Source organism: Mesorhizobium sp. B2-1-3, assembly GCF_006442495.1.
Taxonomy (GTDB): domain Bacteria; phylum Pseudomonadota; class Alphaproteobacteria; order Rhizobiales; family Rhizobiaceae; genus Mesorhizobium.
The window spans coordinates 90,193-110,148 of sequence record NZ_VFWL01000009.1; the positions used below are offsets into that span (position 1 = coordinate 90,193).

Annotated in this window: 18 protein-coding genes; 6 read left to right on the top strand and 12 right to left on the bottom strand. The window is 63.7% G+C overall.

The window, feature by feature from the left end; translation table 11 throughout:
• Positions 1–76 precede the first annotated feature (76 nt).
• Both FJ973_RS16665 and FJ973_RS16670 read left to right on the top strand, forming a co-directional pair.
• On the top strand, positions 77–751 hold the full coding sequence (locus FJ973_RS16665) for an amino acid ABC transporter permease (protein ID WP_140556801.1): 675 nt from the start codon (positions 77–79) through the stop codon (positions 749–751).
• A gap of 47 nt (positions 752–798) precedes the next feature.
• Positions 799–2,079: a cysteine desulfurase-like protein gene (locus FJ973_RS16670; RefSeq protein ID WP_140496995.1), complete on the top strand. Its 1,281-nt coding sequence runs from the start codon at positions 799–801 to the stop codon at positions 2,077–2,079.
• A gap of 234 nt (positions 2,080–2,313) precedes the next feature.
• Here FJ973_RS16670 and FJ973_RS16675 read toward each other — a convergent pair whose 3' ends face one another.
• From FJ973_RS16675 to FJ973_RS31410, 6 genes are all read right to left on the bottom strand, one after another.
• Complete coding sequence (locus FJ973_RS16675; RefSeq protein ID WP_140556803.1) at positions 2,314–3,144, bottom strand: dipeptide ABC transporter ATP-binding protein; 831 nt, start codon at positions 3,142–3,144, stop codon at positions 2,314–2,316.
• Positions 3,141–3,998 (bottom strand): ABC transporter ATP-binding protein, encoded by an 858-nt coding sequence (locus FJ973_RS16680; RefSeq protein WP_140497000.1) that lies wholly within the window; start codon positions 3,996–3,998, stop codon positions 3,141–3,143. Before FJ973_RS16680 ends, FJ973_RS16675 begins: the two co-directional genes overlap by 4 nt.
• A 2-nt stretch (positions 3,999–4,000) precedes the next feature.
• Positions 4,001–4,855 (bottom strand): ABC transporter permease subunit, encoded by an 855-nt coding sequence (locus tag FJ973_RS16685; RefSeq protein WP_181165298.1) that lies wholly within the window; start codon positions 4,853–4,855, stop codon positions 4,001–4,003.
• A gap of 70 nt (positions 4,856–4,925) precedes the next feature.
• Positions 4,926–5,933 carry an ABC transporter permease subunit gene (locus FJ973_RS16690; protein ID WP_140497004.1) on the bottom strand — a complete coding sequence of 336 codons (1,008 nt, stop codon included), beginning with the start codon at positions 5,931–5,933 and terminating at the stop codon, positions 4,926–4,928.
• 48 nt (positions 5,934–5,981) lie between these two features.
• Complete coding sequence (locus FJ973_RS16695; protein ID WP_140497006.1) at positions 5,982–7,574, bottom strand: ABC transporter substrate-binding protein; 1,593 nt, start codon at positions 7,572–7,574, stop codon at positions 5,982–5,984.
• A gap of 210 nt (positions 7,575–7,784) precedes the next feature.
• Positions 7,785–8,324 (bottom strand): hypothetical protein, encoded by a 540-nt coding sequence (locus FJ973_RS31410; protein ID WP_224684797.1) that lies wholly within the window; start codon positions 8,322–8,324, stop codon positions 7,785–7,787.
• 97 nt (positions 8,325–8,421) lie between these two features.
• Here FJ973_RS31410 and FJ973_RS16700 point away from each other — a divergent pair, with 97 nt between their 5' ends.
• Together FJ973_RS16700 and FJ973_RS16705 are read left to right on the top strand one after the other, a co-directional pair.
• Entirely contained in the window at positions 8,422–10,125 is a 1,704-nt protein-coding gene (locus FJ973_RS16700; protein ID WP_224646604.1) for a long-chain fatty acid--CoA ligase, read from the top strand.
• 8 nt (positions 10,126–10,133) lie between these two features.
• Positions 10,134–10,880: a methyltransferase gene (locus FJ973_RS16705; protein ID WP_181168361.1), complete on the top strand. Its 747-nt coding sequence runs from the start codon at positions 10,134–10,136 to the stop codon at positions 10,878–10,880.
• On the opposite strand, the gene FJ973_RS16710 is transcribed toward FJ973_RS16705, so the two are convergent.
• Positions 10,854–11,576, bottom strand: a complete 723-nt coding sequence (locus tag FJ973_RS16710) for an HAD family hydrolase (RefSeq protein WP_140497010.1) — start codon at positions 11,574–11,576, stop codon at positions 10,854–10,856. The two genes, FJ973_RS16705 and FJ973_RS16710, sit on opposite strands and share 27 nt — an antisense overlap.
• Positions 11,577–11,581: 5 nt before the next feature.
• Complete coding sequence (gene pgi / locus FJ973_RS16715; RefSeq protein WP_140556805.1) at positions 11,582–13,225, bottom strand: glucose-6-phosphate isomerase; 1,644 nt, start codon at positions 13,223–13,225, stop codon at positions 11,582–11,584.
• 260 nt (positions 13,226–13,485) lie between these two features.
• On the opposite strand from pgi, the gene FJ973_RS16720 reads away from it, so the two are divergent.
• Together FJ973_RS16720 and FJ973_RS16725 are read left to right on the top strand one after the other, a co-directional pair.
• The gene (locus FJ973_RS16720; protein ID WP_140497014.1) at positions 13,486–14,979 is read left to right on the top strand and encodes a PLP-dependent aminotransferase family protein; all 1,494 of its coding nucleotides are present in this window, start codon (positions 13,486–13,488) and stop codon (positions 14,977–14,979) included.
• 193 nt (positions 14,980–15,172) lie between these two features.
• Complete coding sequence (locus FJ973_RS16725; RefSeq protein ID WP_140497016.1) at positions 15,173–16,759, top strand: trimethylamine methyltransferase family protein; 1,587 nt, start codon at positions 15,173–15,175, stop codon at positions 16,757–16,759.
• Between the two features lie 23 nt (positions 16,760–16,782).
• Here FJ973_RS16725 and FJ973_RS16730 read toward each other — a convergent pair whose 3' ends face one another.
• From FJ973_RS16730 to FJ973_RS16745, 4 genes are all read right to left on the bottom strand, one after another.
• Positions 16,783–17,181, bottom strand: a complete 399-nt coding sequence (locus tag FJ973_RS16730; protein WP_140497299.1) for a hypothetical protein — start codon at positions 17,179–17,181, stop codon at positions 16,783–16,785.
• 107 nt (positions 17,182–17,288) lie between these two features.
• Positions 17,289–17,672: a VOC family protein gene (locus FJ973_RS16735; RefSeq protein WP_140556807.1), complete on the bottom strand. Its 384-nt coding sequence runs from the start codon at positions 17,670–17,672 to the stop codon at positions 17,289–17,291.
• A 19-nt stretch (positions 17,673–17,691) separates the two neighbouring features.
• Positions 17,692–19,083: a chromate efflux transporter gene (gene chrA / locus FJ973_RS16740; RefSeq protein ID WP_140497020.1), complete on the bottom strand. Its 1,392-nt coding sequence runs from the start codon at positions 19,081–19,083 to the stop codon at positions 17,692–17,694.
• Positions 19,080–19,898, bottom strand: a complete 819-nt coding sequence (locus tag FJ973_RS16745; protein WP_140497022.1) for a sulfurtransferase/chromate resistance protein — start codon at positions 19,896–19,898, stop codon at positions 19,080–19,082. The genes chrA and FJ973_RS16745 overlap by 4 nt, the downstream gene beginning before the upstream one ends.
• Positions 19,899–19,956: the final 58 nt, after the last annotated feature.

The following is a 19,956-nucleotide window of genomic DNA, read 5'->3' on the forward strand; positions in this document are numbered from 1 at the left end:
GCGGCAAAACCGCTTTCGCTGTTCCGGACCTCTGCTCCGGCGTCAAGGGACGCCAAACGGTTCGGGAAAGCCTCCCATGTCGCTGCTCGATACCTTCTTCAACGCCGACGTCATCGCGTCCAGTCTGCCGGCGCTGCTGCGCGGGTTTCTCAACACGCTGCTGCTCGGCCTGCTCAGCATCGGCATCGGCATCCCCATCGGCCTGGTGATCAGCCTGTTGCGGCTTTATGCGCCGAAGCCGCTCCGGTGGCTGGCGGTCGGCTACACCGATATCTTCCGCGCGCTGCCGGTGCTGGTCGTGCTGATCCTGATCTATTATGCGCTGCCCTTCCTCGGCATCCGCCTGTCGTCCTGGGCTTCCGCCGTAACGGCCTTCGCCATCATCATGTCGGCCTATTCGGCGGAAGTGTTCCGCTCCGGCATCGAAAGCATTCCGCGCGGCCAGTTCGAGGCGTCGCAGGCGCTCGGCCTGCCGTTCCTTTTGACCTTGCGCAAGGTGGTGCTGCCGCAGGCGGTGCGCGTGGTCATCCCGCCGATGACCAGCAACTGCGTCTCGATGTTCAAGGACACCTCGCTCGCCTCCACCGTGGCGCTGCCGGAACTTTTGAAAGAAGCGACCAATGCGCAGTCGCTCTACGCCAACCCCTCGCCGCTGATCGGCGCAGCCCTGGTCTATCTCATCTTCCTGTGGCCGATGGTTCGCCTCGTCAGCCTGCTTGAAGGCCGTTTCAAAACCGAGAAGACGCGCTGACCGCGCCTTCAACTTCCCCTCTACCGAGCACTTCGCAGGAGACGACCATGAACAAGCATCAAGCCGCCAATGCGACCGGCACTTCCGGCGCATTCCCTGTTGAAAGAATCCGGGCGATGTTTCCGGCCTTGCAGCGGGCAGGCGACTTCATCTTCCTGGACAACGCCGCCGGCGCGCAGATTCCGCAGAGCGTGCTCGATGCGGTGACCAACCATCTGGTATCGCACAATGTGCAGCGCGGCGGCCGCTATGGCCGCAGCGTCACCGTTGACCAATCGGTCGCCGATGCGCGGACAAGCGTGGCACTGCTGATCAATGCCTACAGCCCATCCGAGATCTGCTTCGGCATGAACGCCACCTCGTTCATCCGCCTGGTCAGCCTCGGCATCGGCCAGATGCTTGGAGAGCGCGACGAGATCGTCGTCACCGACATGGACCACGACGCCAACATCGCGACATGGCTGGCGCTCGAATCCGCCGGCGCCAAGTTCAAGTGGTGGCGCATGCGCGAGGACGGCAATTTGCATGTCGACGATTTGCGCCCGCTGGTTTCAGAACGCACCCGGCTTGTCGCCTGCACGGTGACGGCGCATTCCATCGGCTCGATCGTCGACGTGGCTTCAGTGGCGGGGATTGCCCACGCCGCCGGCGCCGAAGTGTTCCTCGACTGCGTGCATTACGGGCCGCATGGGCTGATCGACGTGCAGGCATGGGATTGCGACTATCTCGTCTGTTCCGGCTACAAGAATTTCTCGCCGCATATGGGTTTCCTGTGGGGCCGCTTCGAAACGCTGAAGCGACTGCCGACCTTCCGCGAGGACTTCATCCCCGACGAGCCGCCCTACAAGGTCGAGGCCGGCACCTTCATTTACGAGAACGTGTCGGGCATGGATGCGGCCGTGCAGTATCTCGAGCTCATCGGCCGCAATCTTGCTCCGTCCAACAACCGCTCGCGGCGCGAAAACATCGTCGCCGGCATGGGCGCCATCCGCGACTACGAGCTGGTGCTGGCGCGCGAGATGCTGGCTGTGCTGAAGAGCTGCGGGGCAACAATCTACGGCGTTTCCGAGGAGGCCCGGATCAACGAACGCGTGCCGACCTTCTGTTTCAACATCGGCAAATTGTCGCCGCAGCGGATCGTCGAGGAAATGGCCGAGATGCAGATCGGCATTCGCGACGGCCACATGTACGCCCCGCGCCTGATGAAGCGCCTCAACCTGTCGATGGACAGCGGCGCCATCCGCGCCTCGCTGGTGCACTACAATACGGTCGAGGAAGTCAGGCGTTTCGGTGAAGCGCTGCGGGCTGTCATCGCGAAGCTGTCGTAGCGCTCGACCCTTTTCGCGAGAGAAACCGGAGGCGTGACTGCCTCCGTTTCGTCATCCACGGGCGGAGCAAGGAGCGGAGCGACGCGGCGCAGACCCGAGGATTCATGCCGTGATATGCGAGCGTTACCACGGTGCACAACCTGCTCCGCAGCGCTTTTCGGCTGAGATAACGGCATGGATCCTAGGATCTCCGCACCGCGTTGCGGCGCTCCGCCCTAGGATGACGAATTGGAGTCACGCCGCTTTCTTCTTCGCCAGCCTCGCCTTGATGCTGGCGACATCGGCGCGCGGCGTGGCGGCGAACAGCGTCCTGGTGTAGCTGTGCTTGGGGTCTGAAAAGACCTCGTCGCGCGAGCCGTATTCGACCGCCTCGCCGAAATACATCACCATCACGTCGTCGGCGATGTAGCGCACCACGGAGAGATCGTGGCTGATGAAGACATAGGTCAGCTGGAATTCGTCCTGCAGGTCGGCGAGCAGGTTGAGCACCTGTGCCTGCACCGAAAGATCGAGCGCCGAGACCGGCTCGTCCAGCACCAGAAGGCTCGGGTTCAGCATCAATGCGCGGGCAATGGCGATGCGCTGGCGCTGGCCGCCCGAGAACATGTGCGGATAGCGGTTGTAGTGCTCGTGACCGAGGCCGACCTTCTTCAGCATCTTCATGGCGAGGTCGCGCCGCTCGGCGGCCGTCTTGTCGGTGTTGATCAGCAGCGGCTCGCCCAGCACGTCGCCGATCTTCTGGCGCGGGTTGAGCGATCCGTAGGGGTTCTGGAAGACGATCTGCACCTTGCGGCGCATCTCCTTGGTCAATCCGCCCCTGGCGATGTCGACCTTGTTGCCGTCGATGAACAGTTCGCCCGATGTCGCCGGATCGATGAGCGTGATGATGCGGGCGAGCGTGGACTTGCCGCAGCCGCTTTCGCCGACGATGGCGAGCGTCTTGCCCTTGTCCACGGTGAACGAGACGCCCTTGACCGCGTGCACCGTGCGCGGCCCGCTGAACAGGCCGCCGCCGATATGGTAGTCGCGAACGATGTTCTTGCCTTCGAGGACGGTGGTGCTCATGCGGAGGCTCCCGCGGCCGAGGGCGCCGGCTCGAACAGCATGTCGGAAACGGTCGGCAGCCGGTCGCCGACCGCGTTCTCCGGCAGCGCCGACAGCAGCGCGCGCGTGTAGTTGCTTTTCGGGCTCTCGAACAGCGACAGCACGTCGGCCTCTTCCATCTTGCGGCCCTTGTACTGAACGATGACGCGGTCGGCTGTCTCGGCCACCACGCCCATATTGTGGGTGATCATGATCAGGCCCATGCCGTATTTGGCCTGCAGCGAAACCAGGAGATCAAGGATCTGCTTCTGGATGGTGACATCGAGCGCGGTGGTCGGCTCGTCCGCGATCAAGAGCTTCGGATTGCAGGCGATGGCGATGGCGATCATGACGCGCTGGCACTGGCCGCCCGACATCTGGTGCGGAAACGAGCTCAGCCGTTCTTCCGGATCGGCAATGCCGACGAGCTTCATCAATTCGATGGCGCGCGCGCGGCGCTGGGCGCGGTCCATGCCCATATGGAAGCGCAGCACCTCCTCGATCTGGAAGCCGACGGTGAAGCACGGGTTGAGGCTGGCGATCGGCTCCTGGAAGATCATGGAGATATCCTTGCCGACGATCTTGCGCCGCTCGGACGGGCTGAGCTTCAGCAGATCGACGCCGTCGAAGGCCATGCGGTCGGCCTTGACGGTCGCGGTGTTGGGCAGCAGCCCCATCACCGCCAGCATCGCCACCGATTTGCCGGAACCGGATTCGCCGACGATCGCCAGCACTTCGCGCGGCTCGATCGACAGGTCGATGCCCTGCACGGCCATGAACGGACCGGCGGCGGTGTCGAAGGAAACGGTGAGATTCTTGATCTCGAGCAGGGACATGCTCACGACCTCTTCAGCTTGGGGTCGAGCGCGTCGCGCAGGCCGTCGCCGATCAGGTTGATGGCAAAGACGGTGATCAGGATGGCAAGGCCCGGGAAGGTCACCACCCACCAGGCGCGCAGGATGAACTCGCGTGCTTCGGCCAGCATCGTGCCCCATTCCGGGGTCGGCGGCTGCGCGCCCATGCCGAGGAAGCCCAGCGCCGCGGCCTCGAGGATGGCGTTGGAGAAGGACAGCGTCGCCTGCACGATCAGCGGCGCGATGCAGTTGGGCAGGATGGTGACCAGCATCAGCCTGAAATGGCTGGCGCCCGCGACCTTGGCCGAGATGACATATTCGCGGTTCTTCTCCGCCATCACGGCGGCGCGGGTGAGCCGGGCGAAGTGCGGCTGCAGCACGAAGGCAATGGCGATCATGGCGTTGACCAGCCCAGGTCCGAGAACGGCGACCAGCACCAGCGCCAGCAGCAGCGACGGGAAGGCCAGGATGATGTCCATGATGCGCATGATGAGCGTATCCACCCAGCCGCGGCAGTAGCCGGCGAGCAGGCCGAGGATGACGCCGGAGATCAGCGCCGTGGTGACGACGACGAAGCCGATGGCGAGCGAGAAGCGCGAGCCGTAGATCAGGCGCGAGAGAATGTCGCGGCCGACGGCGTCGGTACCGAGCAGGAACTGGGCGTTGCCGCCCGCCTGCCAGGCCGGCGGCGTCAGGAAGAAGTCGCGGAACTGGTCGTCCGGCGAATGCGGGGCGAGCAGCGGCGCGAAGACGGCGATCAGGATCAGCAGCGCGAAGACGAAGAGGCCGATCACCGCGCCCTTGTTGATCGAGAAATAGTGCCAGAACTCGGCGAACATCTGCAGCCGGGCGTCCTGCGGCCTGACGACGGTCGCGGCTTCGATTGTGGCAGGGCCTTCGTTGGTCATGTCAATTCGCCCGGATACGCGGGTTGATGACGGCATAGAGCACGTCGACGATGAGGTTCACCGACATGACGATGAGCGCGATCAAAAGCAACCCGCCTTGCACGGTGAAATAGTCGCGCTTGGAAATAGCGTCGATCATCCATTTGCCGATGCCTGGCCACGAAAAAATGCTCTCGGTCAGGATGGCGCCGGTCAGGAGCGTGCCGACCTGCAGGCCAATGGTGGTGACGACCGGGATCAGCGCATTGCGGAAAGCGTGCAGCCCGATGACGCGGCGAGGCGCCAGGCCCTTGGCGCGCGCGGTGCGCACATAGTCCTCGCCGAGGACCTCGAGCATGGCCGACCGCGTCTGCCTGGCGATGACGGCAAGCGGAATGGTGCCGAGCACGATGGTGGGCAGGACGAGGTGCGACAGGGCCGAGCGGAATGCACCCTTCTGTCCGGAGATCAGGGAATCGATGGTCATGAAGCCGGTTACCGGCTTGAAGAAATAGAGAAGGTCGATGCGGCCGGAAACCGGCGTCCAGTGCAGCATGCCGGAGAACACGATGATCAGCAGCAGCCCCCACCAGAAGATCGGCATGGAATAGCCTGCCAGCGCCGTTCCCATGGTCAGTTGGTCGAACCAGGAGCCGCGGCGGATCGCGGCGAAGATGCCGAAGGCGACGCCGATGACGATGGCGAAGATCATGGCGAAGATGGCAAGTTCGACGGTTGCCGGGAACCGCACCAGGAAATCCTTGAGCACCGGCGTCTTGGTGGAAAACGAGGTGCCGAAATCACCGCTGAGGATATTGGCCAGATAGGTCAGGTACTGTCGCCAGATCGGCAGGTCGAAGCCGAACTGGTGCATCAGCGCAGCGTGACGTTCGGGCGACAGGCCGCGTTCGCCCGCGAGCACCAGCACCGGATCACCGGGCAGGATGCGCACGAAGCCGAAGGCGAGGATGGTTATCCCGATGAAGGTCGGGACGATGAGGGCGAGCTTGCCGAGGATATAACGCAGCATGGCGGGCGAGGTGGGACGGCGCTGTGGCGCCGCCCCGTTTCGCGAACCTTATTCGGCGATATCGACGCCGTCGAAGCGATGGATGCCGAGCGGATCCATCGCAAAGCCGGAGACGGTCTTCTGCATCGGCATGAACACCTTGGAGTGTGCGAGCGTCGCCCACGGTGCCTGTTCCTTGAAGATGACCTGCGCCTGTTCGTAGAGCTTGGTGCGCTCGGCCTGGTCGGAAACCGTCTTGGCCTTGTTGATGAGCGCATCGAAGTCCTTGTTGCACCATTCCGCGCGGTTGTTCGAACCGACGGAAGCGCAGCTCAAGAGCACACCGAGGAAGTTGTCCGGATCGCCATTGTCACCGGTCCAGCCGACGATGACGGCGCCGTCGTGATCGACCGCCGAAGCGCGCTTGAGGTATTCACCCCAATCGTAGCTGACGATGTTGACGGTGACGCCGACCTTGGCGAAGTCGGCCTGGATCAGCTCGGCGGTGCGGCGCGCGTTCGGCATGTAGGGGCGCGACACAGGCATGGCCCAGACATTCATCTTGAGGTCCTTGACGCCGGCCTCTTCGAGCATCTTCTTGGCCGCATCCGGATCGTACGGATCGTCCTTCACGTCCTTGTTGTAGGACCACATGGTCGGCGGGATCGGGTTGACGGCCACCTGGCCGGCGCCCTGGAAGACCGCGTCGATGATAGCCTTCTTGTTGATGGCCATGTTGAGCGCCTTGCGCACGCGCACGTCGTCGAACGGCTTCTGCTGGGTGTTGTACATCAGCGCACCGACATTGAGGCCTTCCTGCTCGTCGACCTTCAGGTTCGGATCGGCCTGCAGGCCGGCGATGTCGGCCGGCGCCGGGTAGGACATGATATTGCACTCGCCGGCCTTCAGCTTCTGCGCACGGACCGCCGGATCGGTGGTGATGGCGAAGACAAGGTCGTCGATCTTCTGCTTGCCGCCCCAATAGTCGGGGTTGGCCTTGTAGCGGATAGCAGCGTCGGTCTGGTAATCGACGAAGATGAACGGGCCGGTGCCGATCGGCTTCTGGTTGAACAGTTCAGGCGTCTTGTCCGCCTGCAGCTTGTCGGCATATTCCTTGGAAACGATCGAGGCGAAGTCCATGCCCAGCGTCGGGATCAAAGTGATCGCCGGCTCCTTGAGGGTGAACTTCACCGTCAGGTCGTCGACCTTCTCGACCTTGGTGATGTTGTCGCCGAACTGGTCATTGTAATACTGGTAGGCAATGCCCGGTATGTACTGGAACCAGGGGCCGTTCTTGTCGACCTGACGCTGGAACGAGAACACCACGTCGTCGGCGTTGAAGTCGCGCGTCGGGGTGAAATAGTCGGTAGCGGCGAACTTCACACCCTTGCGAAGCTTGAACGTGTATTCCTTGCCATCGTCGGAAATGGACCAGCTTTCGGCCAGGCCCGGCGAGACCGTTGTCTTGCCATGATCGAATTCGACGAGGCGGTTGAAGACCGTACGCGAAGACGCATCGAACGTCTGTCCCGCGGTGTAGGGCGCCGGGTCAAAGCCTTCCGGCGAAGCTTCGGCGCAGTAGACCAAGGTTTTTGCGTTGGCCACGCCGCCCAGGACGCTTGCAGCCAGCAACGCGGCTGCAAAAGTCAGTTTCTTCCTCATTGAGCACTCCCTGATGTTTTTCCAAGCCCCTCTATCAGGCTCGCGAAGCGCGCATATAAGCACCGTTTCTCCGGCTTTGGAACACCCAGTTTGCCTACCCCATGGTAAGCGGGAAAAAAATCCTCCTCTCCGCAAAAAAATGGAAAAATTCAGTATTTTTTTCTATTCACAACATTATTAACGACCGCATTTTTTTATTGATCACCAATCTTACGAGATCAACGTCGCGCCCGCTTTCATATGACCGGGGATGCCGGACGATGCAGGGCCGCTGCGCCCGTGGCGGGAAAGATTTTCGGCGGCAAATCTTTCGACGGCTTGCCGCTGGGGCAAGGCTTGCACGCCCGCCGATAGAGGCCATACATAGACAAGGCACCGTCGGCAGCGGGGGACGCCTCTCTTAGCAGGAGGCGAGCGCGGCAGGGGCGAACAAAACAGGGAGGGACGGTTGGCAAAAGCATCGAACAGGACGGCTCCGCCGAAGACGGCCAAGGCGACCCTGAAGCCGGCCGCGGGCGCCGACAAGCAGCCAACGCCCTCCGCCAAGAACGCAAAGGGCGCAAAGAGCACAAAGGCAAAGGTCGCAGGGAAACCTTCCGCCGGCAAGGCGGACGCTGTTGTCAAACCGGCCGCGAAGCCGGCGGCCAAAGCCGTCCCCGCAAAGACGTCGGCGAAGGCCGGAACTGCTAAAACCGGGACGACAAAGACCAGTTCGACCAAGGCCGGGACGACGAAGACTGGCGCGAGCAAGACCGGGGCGACCCGGACTAGCAAGACTGGGGCCGCACAAGCCGCATCCGTGGCCAAGCCGGCACCGGCGGCCTCGAGACCGGCGGCCGCCAAGCGATTGCCGAAAGCGCTCACCGCCCTTGCCGCAGGCTTGCCGGAAAAGCCCTGGCTGGAAAGCTACCCGAAGAACATGCCGGCCGAGATCGGCGCCCTGCCCTACAGCTCCATCGGCGATTTCCTCGTTGCCGCCTGCAAGCAATTTGCCGGCCAGCCGGCCTTCACCTGCATGGGCAAGTCGATCACCTATGCGGAACTCGAACGGCTTTCGGCGGCGTTCGGCGCCTACCTGCAATCGACCGGGTTGCCCAAAGGCGCACGCGTCGCCCTGATGATGCCGAACGTGCTGCAATATCCGGTGGCGATGATGGCGGTGGCGCGCGCCGGCTACACGGTGGTCAACGTCAACCCTCTCTACACGCCGCGCGAGCTGGAACACCAGCTCAAGGATTCCGGGGCACAAGCGATCATCATCCTGGAGAACTTCGCCAGCACCTTGCAAGCGGTGATCGCCAGGACGTCGGTCAAGCACGTCGTCGTCGCGGCCATGGGCGACATGCTCGGCGGGCTCAAGGGAAGCATCGTCAATCTGGTGGTGCGCCGCGTCAAGAAGATGGTGCCGGCCTGGTCATTGCCCGGCCATGTCAAGTTCAACGCGGCGCTGAAGGTGGGCAGCGGCATGGGTTTCAAGCCGGCCAAGGTGGCGGCCGACGATATCGCGTTCCTGCAATATACCGGCGGCACCACGGGAATCTCGAAGGGTGCTATCCTGCTGCACAGCAACGTGCTGGCCAATGTCGCGCAGAATTCGCTGTGGCTGCAGGACGCTTACACGGTCAAGCCAAAACCCGCCCATCTCAACCTCATCTGCGCACTGCCGCTCTATCATATCTTCGCGCTGACCGTGAATGCGCTGATGGGCATGCAAATGGGTGGACAGAACATACTGATCCCCAACCCGCGCGACATCCCCGGCTTCGTCAAGGAAATGGGCAAGTATCCGATCCATATCTTTCCAGGCCTCAACACGCTGTTCAACGCGCTGCTCAACAATGAGGATTTCCGCAAGCTCGACTTCAAGCCGCTGCTCCTGACGCTGGGCGGCGGCATGGCGGTGCAGAAGGGCGTCGCCGAGCGCTGGAAGGCGCTGACGGGCTGCCCGGTCAGTGAAGGCTACGGCCTGTCGGAGACGTCGCCCGTGGCAACGGCCAACAAGTTCAGCTCCGGCGAATTCACCGGCACGATCGGCCTGCCGCTGCCGTCTACCGAGATCGCCATCCGCGACGAGGAGGACAACAATTTGCCGCTCGGCGAGGTCGGCGAAATCTGCATCAAGGGGCCGCAGGTGATGGCGGGCTACTGGAACCGGCCTGACGAGACCGCCAAGGTGATGACCAAGGACGGCTTCTTCAAGTCGGGCGACATGGGCTTCATGGACGAGCGCGGCTACACCAAGATCGTCGACCGCAAGAAGGACATGATCCTCGTTTCCGGCTTCAACGTCTATCCGACCGAGCTCGAGGAAGTCGTGGCGCTGCATCCCGGCGTGCTCGAAGTGGCGGCAATCGGCGTGCCGGACGAGCATTCGGGCGAAGTGCCGAAACTGTTCATCGTCAAGAAGGACCAGGCGCTGACCGCCGAGGCCATCACCGCCTATTGCCGTGAGAACCTGACCGGCTACAAGCGGCCCAGATACATCGAATTCAGGACAGAACTGCCGAAGACGCCGGTCGGAAAGATCCTGCGGCGCGCATTGCGCGAATAGGAGCCGGCTTGGACCACGATCTTGCCGGCGACGATGCGCCGGACCGGCGCCAGCGCCTCGACCCGGCCGAGTTCATCAAGGCCAACATGCGCCTTGTCCCTGCGCCTGCGCTTCCAGAAATCCGGTTTTACACGGCGCACCCCAGCAGCGGATTGAGACGGCTCGTCGAGCCCGAAGGCGATGCGGAAGATGCACCGGAGCCACAACCGCCCTACTGGGCCTACGCATGGGCCGGCGGCACCGTGCTCGCGCGCTATGTCCTCGACCATCCGATGACCGTGGGGGGACGCCGCGTGCTCGACCTTGGTGCCGGTTCCGGCATTGTCGGCATCGCTGCCGCGAAGGCCGGGGCCCGCGAAGTGATCGCCGCCGAGATCGACCGAAACGGCGTCGCCGCGCTCGGTCTCAATGCAAAAGACAACGGCGTCACGATCTCGGTGATCTGCAAAGACATTACCACCGGTCCGCCACCAGCGGTCGACCTTGTGCTGGCTGGCGACGTGTTCTACGGACCCGATGTCACCCAACGCATGATCCCCTTCCTCGACCGCTGCCTTGCCGCTGGCGTCGAGGTCCTGATCGGCGACCCGCGCCGCGCCGATCTACCATTGTCGCGGCTCAGGCTGCTCGCCGAATATCAGGTGCCGGATTTCGGCGACGCGAAGGGCGCCGCAAGCAGGCCGAGCGGCGTCTTTTCCTTCGAAGCCGAGACGCCGCTAGCGACGAGATCAGATCGTCTCCTTGACCCGCGCTGAAAGGAAATCCGGCAGGTCGACAACCGAATCCAGGATCACGTCGGCAATTCCGGCCAGAGATTCACGCGTGCCGGTGCCCGAGAGCACGCCGACCGCCAGGCCGCAGCCGCCGGCACGAGCCATTTCGAGATCGTGGCGGTTATCGCCGATCATGGCGACCTGCGTCGGCTTCAGGCCGGTGAGATCGCAGAAGGCCTGGATCGTATCCGGCGCCGGCTTGGGATTGGCCACCGCGTCATAGCCGTAGGCGGCGTCGAACAGCTGCGCGACGCCGAGCGTTACCAGCGTTTTTTCCGCGCCGCTGGTCGAATCGTTGGTGGCGACGCCGAGCCGATAGGACCTTGCGTGCAAGGTGCCGAGCGTTTCGACGATGCCCGGCAGAGCCACCGCCATCGCCGAGCCCTGCACCGAGGTGATCTGGTTGAAGCGGGCGACGGCCAGCATCTGGTCTTCATCGGACAGGCGCGGAAACCACAATTCGACGACGTCGAGATTGGTGCCGGAGGCAAAGATGGAGTCGGGCTTGAAGCGCCTGTTGGCGAAATCGAAGCCCGCGGCCGCAAGCAGCCTGTCGGCCTTCCAGCGGTCGCCTTCGGAGGCGTCCATGGCCATGAAGTCGGCAACCCCGAGCCAGGTCGCATTGAAGTCGACAAGCGTTCCGTCCTTGTCGAACAATATTCCCTTGATGTCTGCCAACTCAGTCACTCCGAACCACGCAATTGGTGGATGTGTTCCACCAGGCCGGCGGTCGAGGCATCCCGCTTTGCGGCACTTTCCTTGCCTTCCACGACTGGCAGAAGGCCGGTGGCCAGTTCCTTGCCGAGCTCGACGCCCCACTGGTCGAAGGAGTTGATGTCGAACAGCGTTCCCTCGACGAAGACGCGGTGTTCGTAGAGAGCGATCAGGCGGCCGAGCGTGCGCGGGTCGAGCTTGCGATAAAGAATGGTCACCGAGGGCCGGTTGCCGGAGAAGACGCGGTGCGGGGCAATGCGATCGACATCGGCCGGCTTCATGCCCTTGGACAGCATCTGCGCGCGCGCTTCCTCCAGCGTGCGGCCCCTCATGAAGGCTTCCGACTGCGCCAGGCAGTTGGCGAGCAGCAGGTCGTGATGGTGCTTCAGCTCCGGCTCGTGGCCGTTCGCCGCGGCGAGGAATTCGACCGGAATGAAATCGGTTCCCTGGTGCAGGAGCTGGAAGAAGGCGTGCTGGCCATTGGTGCCGGGCTCGCCCCAGACCAGCGGCCCGGTCGGCGTCGCCACGGGGCCGCCGTCCAGGGTGACGCTCTTGCCGTTCGATTCCATGTCGAGCTGCTGGAGATAGGCCGGCAGCCTGGACAGGCGCTGGTCATAGGGGATGACCGCGCGGGCCGGGTATTTGCAAACGACGCGATGCCACCAGCCGACAAGGCCAAGCAGCACCGGCAGGTTTTTGGCCAGCGGCGCTGTGCGGAAGTGTTCGTCCATTTCGTGCGCGCCATCGAGGAAGGCGCGGAAATCGCGTGGACCAATGGCGATCATCACGGGAAGGCCGATGGCGCCCCACACAGAATAGCGGCCGCCGACCCAATCCCAGAAGCCGAAGACGCGGTCCGGCTCGATGCCGAACTTCGCCACTAGGTCGAGTGCCGTCGAGACAGCGGCGAAGTGCTTGCCGATCGCTTCCTTGCCGAGCGCCTTTTGGACCCAGTCGCGCGCCGTCTGCGCATTGGTCATCGTTTCGACCGTGGTGAAGGTCTTGGAGGCGACGATAAAAAGCGTGCTCTCGGCGGAAAGACCCTTCAGCGTGTCGTGGATATGGGCGCCGTCGATGTTGGAGACATAGTGCGCGCGCGGACCGTCATGATAGGGCGCCAGCGCCAACGTCGCCATGGCCGGGCCGAGATCGGAGCCGCCGATGCCGATATTGACGATGTCGGTGATCTTCTTGCCGGTGGCGCCTGTCGCCTTGCCGGAACGCACCGCGTCGGCGAAGGCGCCCATCGCGTCCAATACGGCGATGACCTCCGCCTTCACATCCTGCCCGTCGAGCACGATGCCCTTGCCGGTCAGGTTGCGCAGGGCGGTGTGCAGAACAGCGCGGCCCTCTGTAACGTTGATCTTCTTGCCGGCGAACATGGCGGCGCGGCGGCCTTCGAGATCGGCGGCGTCAGCCAGATTCTCCAGCAGGTCCATCGTGCGCGCATCGACGGCGCATTTCGACCAGTCGAGCAACAGGTCGCCGTCGCTGGCGGAGAACGTCTTGAACCGCTGCGGATCGGCGGCGAAGGCCTGGCGCATCTCGCCGGCTGCCGCGGCGCGATGGTCGCGCAAGGCGGCAAGCTGTTTTTGGAAGGCTGACTGATCCACCGGCGGGCTCCTGGGACTGTTAAATTATCTTAGCAGACCGGATGTTTCCGGCGCGTGTCGTCGCGCCAAACTATTGAGCCGAATTCCGTCCGGTCAATACGCGGCGATGACGCACTGCGTTACACGGGATGCGAAGGCCGAAAGATCACTGGCATAAATCCCAAAGATCAGAAAAATTGATTGGCGCAACCCCTTGTGCCACCGTTACATTCGACTGGTCCAGCCAAACGAAAAAAGCTGGCCATCGAGGAACATTTCCCATGCCACAGCGCAACGACACGGCCATATGGTCCGGCCTGTTCCGGATTTCGGCCGAATCCGGCCAGACTTTGCAGGCACAGATCCGCCAGGCGATCGTGGCCGCTATTCTCGACCGCCAGATCGCCGCTTCGATGCCGCTTCCGTCATGCCGGATATTGGCCGAAAAACTCGGCGTGGCGCGCGGAACCGTGGTGCTGGCCTTCCAGCAACTGGTCGACCAGGGCTTCCTGGTGGCGCGCGAGCGGCGCGGCCATTTCGTCAATCCCGACGTTTTGGCGACGCCGGCCAAGCCGCACCAGAAGGCGCCCGACCAGGCCAACGAGATCGACTGGAAGGCACGCCGGCAGATCGCGGCCAGCGACATGCCGCCGCCAGCCAAGCACGAGAACTGGATCAAGTCGTCCTACCCCTTCGTCTATGGCCAGTTCGATCCGGCGCTGTTCCCGACCGCCGAGTGGCGCGAGTGCAACCGCATGGCGCTTGCCGTGCTGGAGATCCGCAACTGGGCCTCCGACATGGTCGATCGCGACGATCCGCTGCTGATCGAGCAGATCCAGGCGCGGCTGCTGCCCAGGCGCGGCATCTTCGCCAACCCCGACGAGATCATCGTCACGCTGGGCGCCCAGAACGCGCTCTACATGCTGGCGACGCTTTTGATGACCAAGGGCTCGAAGGTGGCGATGGAGGATCCGGGCTACCCCGACGCACGCTCGATCTTCCGGCTCGCCGGCGCCGACATCCAGCCGGTGCCGGTCGACCAGTCCGGCATCGTAACCTCTTCGATTCCCAACGATTCCGGCTTTGTCTTCGTCACGCCCAGCCATCATTGCCCGACCATGGTGCCGCTGTCGGCGGAACGCCGGCAGGACCTTCTGGCGCGCGCCAACCGCTACAACCAGATCATCATCGAGGACGGCTATGACAGCCAGCTTCTCGACGAGGCGCCGCAGCAGGCCTTGAAGAGCCTCGACCGCTCGGGCCGCGTCATCTATGTCGGCTCGATGTCGAAGACGCTGGCTCCGGGCCTGCGGCTTGGCTACATCGTGGCCTCGGCTGGACTAATCGCCGAACTCAGGGCGCTGCGCCGCTTCATGCTGCGCCATCCGCCGGCCAACAACCAGCGCGCGGTCGCGCTGTTCCTGTCGCTCGGCCACCACGAAGCGCTGGTGCGGCGGCTGTCGAGCGCCTTCGACGAGCGGCGCAAGCGCCTGGTCCATGCGATTTCCGCTTTCCTGCCCGAGTGGCGTTCGACCGACTCGGCCGGCGGCACGTCGCTGTGGCTGGAGGGACCGCGCGGCACCGATTCCCGCGGACTGGCCGAGGCCGCCGCCTCGCGCAGCGTCATCATCGAGCCGGGCGACCGCTTCTTCGACCGCACCGAAAAGCCTTCGCGTTTCATGCGCTTGGGCATCTCCTCGATCGCGCTGCAGCATATCGAGCCCGGTATCCGCGAACTTGCAACCGCCGCGGGCCGCAGGCCGGCCGCCGCCTGATCACCTGGGCCTGACCACCTCCCGGGAGCCGCGCAACAGCGGCTCCTGCTTCTTTAGCACTGGCATATGCAACCGGACCGGCTGGCTCATAGGCTGTGCCAATGCCGGCGGCATAGTCGAGGCCTAAAGGGGACGAAGCAGCCGATGGTGGACCAACCGCCGCCCTGCTTCCGAGAAAAGGTGGAGTGCTTCCATGTCAGTGGCTGTCGAAAAGCAGGAAGCGGCCGACCAGCGTTCGCGCCGCTCCGGCGGACGCGAAGCGCGTCGCGCCATGCGGGCGGCGCCGCTCGCCGACGACATCAGGCCGGTTCGCGCCGGCCTTGAGGGGGGGAGCTATGGCCCCCTGCGCGGCACTGATTGCGAGCGCATCCACGAAGCGGTGCTGACCCTGCTGGAGACGGTCGGCTTCGCCAACGCAATCCCGTCCTGCATCGAGGCGCTGACCAAGGCCGGCGCCAGCCATGGCGACGACGGCCGTATCCGTTTCCCGCGCGCACTGGTGCTCGACACGATCAAGCGGGCGGCGCGGCATTTCACGCTGCACGGCCAGGACCCGAAGCACGACATGGTGATCCAGGGCAAGCGCGTGCATTACGGCACGGCGGGTGCTGCCGTGCATCTTGTCGACGTCGAGAAGCGCGAGTATCGCGAATCCTTGCTGCAGGACATCTATGATGCCGCGCGCATCGTCGACGGGCTCGACAACATCCATTTCTTCCAGCGGCCCATGGTGCCGCGCGACATTCCCGATCCGCTCGAAATGGACTTCAACACGCTCTATGCCTGCGTGATGGGCACGTCCAAGCATGTCGGCACGTCCTTCACGGTGCGGGAGAACGTGCAACCGGCGCTCGAAATGCTCTACGCGATCGCCGGTGGCGAGGAGAATTTCCGGGCCCGGCCGTTCGTGTCGAACTCCAACTGTTTCGTCGTGCCGCCGATGAAATTCGCCGAGGACGCCTGCGGCGTGCTCGAGGCCTGCGTCGAAGGCGGCATCCCGATCCTGCTGCTTTCGGCCGGACAGGCCGGGGCCACCGCTCCGGCGGCGATCGCGGGTGCGGTGGTGCAAGCCGTGGCCGAAGTGCTGGCCGGCCTTGTCTATGTCAACACCATCAAGCCGGGCCATCCGGCGATCTTCGGTACCTGGCCGTTCGTGTCGGATCTGCGCACCGGCGCCATGTCCGGCGGCTCGGCCGAACAGGCGGTGCTGACCGCGGCCTGCGCGCAGATGGCGCAGTTCTACGACCTGCCAGGCGGTTCGGCCGCAGGCATGACGGATTCGAAACTGCCCGACATCCAGTCCGGCTATGAAAAAGGCATTACCAATGTGATGGCCGGCCTTTCCGGCCTCAACCTGGTCTACGAATCGGCCGGCATGCATGCGTCCCTGCTCGGCTTCTGCCTGGAAAGCCTGATCATCGACAACGACATGCTGGGCCATTGCCTGCGCTGCGTGCGCGGCATCGAGGTGACGGACGACGCGCTGTCGATCGACACCATTGCTGATGTCTGCCTGAAAGGCCCGGGCCACTATCTCGGCAACGAGCAGACGCTGAAGCTGATGCAGACCGAATATTTCTACCCCGCCGTCGGCGACCGGTTTTCGCCGAAGGAATGGAACGAGAAGGGCCGACCCGACATATTGCAGCGGGCGATCGTCGAGAAGAAGCGCATCCTCGCCGAACGCTTCCCGCGCCATGTGCCGAAGCCGCTCGACGACAGGCTGCGCGCCCGCTTCGGCGACATGATCAAGCTGCCGCGCAACGGCATGGGCGGCTGAGAACGCCCCCCTTTGAAAATAGGTTAATCCGCGCTCAGCCCATAATGTTCGACGACCTCGGTATTGACCAGCTTGGCGTGTAGCGCCATCAGCACGATCTGGGCGTCGAAACTGTCTCCGGCATCGACCGCGGCCTCTATCCGACGCTCCACGTCCTGCCGCGGCTGCGCGCCATGAGAGCGCTCGAATGCCTCAGGCCCAGCAATACAATAGCTGAACAAACACGCCACTTGCGCATAAGCCTGCGGCGGCGGCTCGTCGGGCCAGTGATCCTTCATCAGGTTGACGATGGTGAGCTTTACGCCCTCCGGCACAAGGGCGGGATGCAAGTCGGCTCCGCGCAATGCGGCATCGAGCTGCCTGAGGTCGCTTGAACGGCCGAACATGCCGAGGAAACCGAGGGAAGAGCGTCGTTTGGCCATCATGGTCCAATCTGTTTCCCAGCAAATTGAGTGGCCTGGCAACGGAATGCAAATGCCGTGCAGGTGGTTTCTGCCCATGTCAGCTGGCTATTCGTGACAGGGACGCATTATCTGCGCCCCGATTCGAACAGTTCCACCAGATTGCCGGATGGGTCCCGCAGCAATATCTGGCTGCCGCCCATGCCCTTGACGATTTCGTTCCTGAAAGCCTGGCCGGCAGTTTTCAGCTTGTAAACCACGCCTTCGAGATCCTCCACCTCGATCTGAATGCGGTTCCAGCCGCCGGGTTCGGGCACGCTGCCGTCGGGCATCGGCTGCGACGCCCCACCAGGGCCGCCAGCGGCATTGAGCAGAAGCCGCAGGTTGCCCCTGGAAAGCATGGCGAAGGACGGCGCCGGGTGCATGGCGACCGTGAAGCCGAGATGGTCGCGGTAGAAGGCGATCGCCCTGTCGACGTCATTGACGATATAGCGAACGTTGACCGTTTCCATGGTCTCCTCCGTGCCGAAGCTACCCACTCGCCGCAAGCAATAAGACACCCGCCAGGGCCGATCCGGCAAGCGTCGGCAGCATGCCGATTTTCAGCTTGAGGATGGCGATCATGGTAGCGCAGGACAGCAGCGCGGCACGCCAGTCGATCGAGGACAGCACCGGCATCTCCATTCCGAGCCCCGTCGCGCGCACGTCGCGGAAGATGACGTGCAAGGCGAACCACAGGGCCAGATTCATGATGACGCCGACGACCGCCGCGGTGATCGCGCCCAATGCCGCCGACAATGCCTTGTTGCCGCGCAGCGCCTCGATGTAGGGCGCGCCGAGGAATATCCAGAAGAAGCACGGCGTGAAGGTAACCCACAGCGTAAGCAGCGCTCCAAGCGATCCGGCAAACAACGGATATGGCGATCCGGAATGGCGCAAGCCTGCAAGGAAGCCGACGAACTGCAGGACCAGGATGAGCGGTCCTGGCGTGGTTTCGGCAAGGCCCAGGCCATCGACCATTTCGCCTGGCGCAAGCCAGCCAAGAGAACCGACGGCCGCTTGCGCGACATAGGCCAGAACGGCATAGGCGCCGCCGAAAGTGACGACCGCCATGAGGCTGAAGAAGCCGCCGATCTGCGTCCAGACGCTGTTTGCCGATGTGAAGGCCCAGATCAGCACAACCGGTCCAAGCCAGATCGGCAGCCAGATCGCGATGGTGCGCGGCGCGTGCCATCGCGTCGGCCTGGTGTGGGCCAGTTCGCCGCGCTCGAACATCAGATCGACCGCGCCCGTGGCGTCGGGAGCTTCGTCCTTGCCATGCGCGGCGCCAGAAAACAGGGCCGGCGCGATGCCGTTTCCGACCCATCCCACCAGTCCTGCAAACAGGACGAGGAGCGGAAAGGGGACGTTGAGCACGTAGATGCCGACAAAGGCGCAAAGCGCGATCGCCGCCATAACCCGGTTCTTCAAGGCGCGCCGGCCGATGCGGATCACGGCCTCGACCACGATCGCCAGCACCGCCGCCTTCACCCCGAAAAACAGCGAGTCGACCAGCGGCGCATCGCCATAGAGCGCATAGAGGATGCTCAAGGTCAGCATGACGACCGCCCCGGGCACGACGAAGAGGATGCCGGCGACAAGACCGCCGATCGTCTTGTGCAGCAGCCAGCCGATGTAGATGGCGAGTTGCTGGGCCTCGGGGCCAGGCAGCAGCATGCAGTAGTTCAGCGCATGCAGGAAACGCTGCTCGCCGATCCAGCGCTTTTCCTCGACCAATTCCCTGTGCATGAGCGCGATCTGCCCAGCCGGTCCGCCGAAACTGAGCAACCCGATCTTCGCCCAGAGTTTCGTGGCCTCGCGGAAGCTCGGGACCGCAGGCGCCTCGATGAGGTCAGCACTTTCCTCGGAAAGGAGGGAGCTCATGACGCCTTCGCCCCGGCCGGCCAATTGTGCGTTTCGTCGGTGGCATCGCGGCACCAGCGGAAGAACGCGTCGTAAAGCAGCATGCCGGCATCCAATTGTTGCAGGTCATCGCGAAACATGCGCGACAAGCCAAGCGAGGCGGCGAGAAATCCCGCCGCCTGCGGAACCAGGTCGAGGCTGGCCGTGTCGGCTGCGCGCACGATCACGGCGAGGCGGTCGAGCGCTTCGGATTCGAGCCCGAACTCCTCGAGCATCGTGTCGAAGGTGCAGCGCTCGCCGCGATGGCTCCAGAACGCATTGTCGATGTCGAAAGGCACGGCCTGAAAACGATCGGCGACATCGGGCACTTCCGCGGCGTCGACGAACAGGAAGACCGCTTGAGGATCGACGAAACGGCGGATCAGCCAGGGGCAGGCAATGCGATCGACTTTGGGCCGGGCCCGCGTCACCCAGACGGTGCGGCCCTTGTCGTCACGAGGCGGCATCCTGTCGGCACGGACCAGAAGGCCGTGGGCGTCCCGCCAGGCTTCGAAGCCGCCTTCGAGCGATTCGGCGGCAATCCCTTCATGACGCAACCATGCGGCGACGCCTTGCGAGAGCTTTTTTCCCTGCTGGCAGACGACCGCCACGCGGCCACCGGCGAAGTCGGCTGCCCAAGTCTGGACGGTTTTGAAATCGCGCCGGTACGACGCCGGCAGCAAACGTGGATCGGCGTTGTAGTCGTCCTCGGTACGGATATCGAGGATTGCAGGCGCGCCCGGCAAACCGACCATACGGATCAGTTGCGGCACGGTGACAGCGGTTGTTGACGGCATGGCGTCCACCTCCTGAAAGAGAAGCCTGGACGCGAACGTTGGGCTGACGCCTCACGGG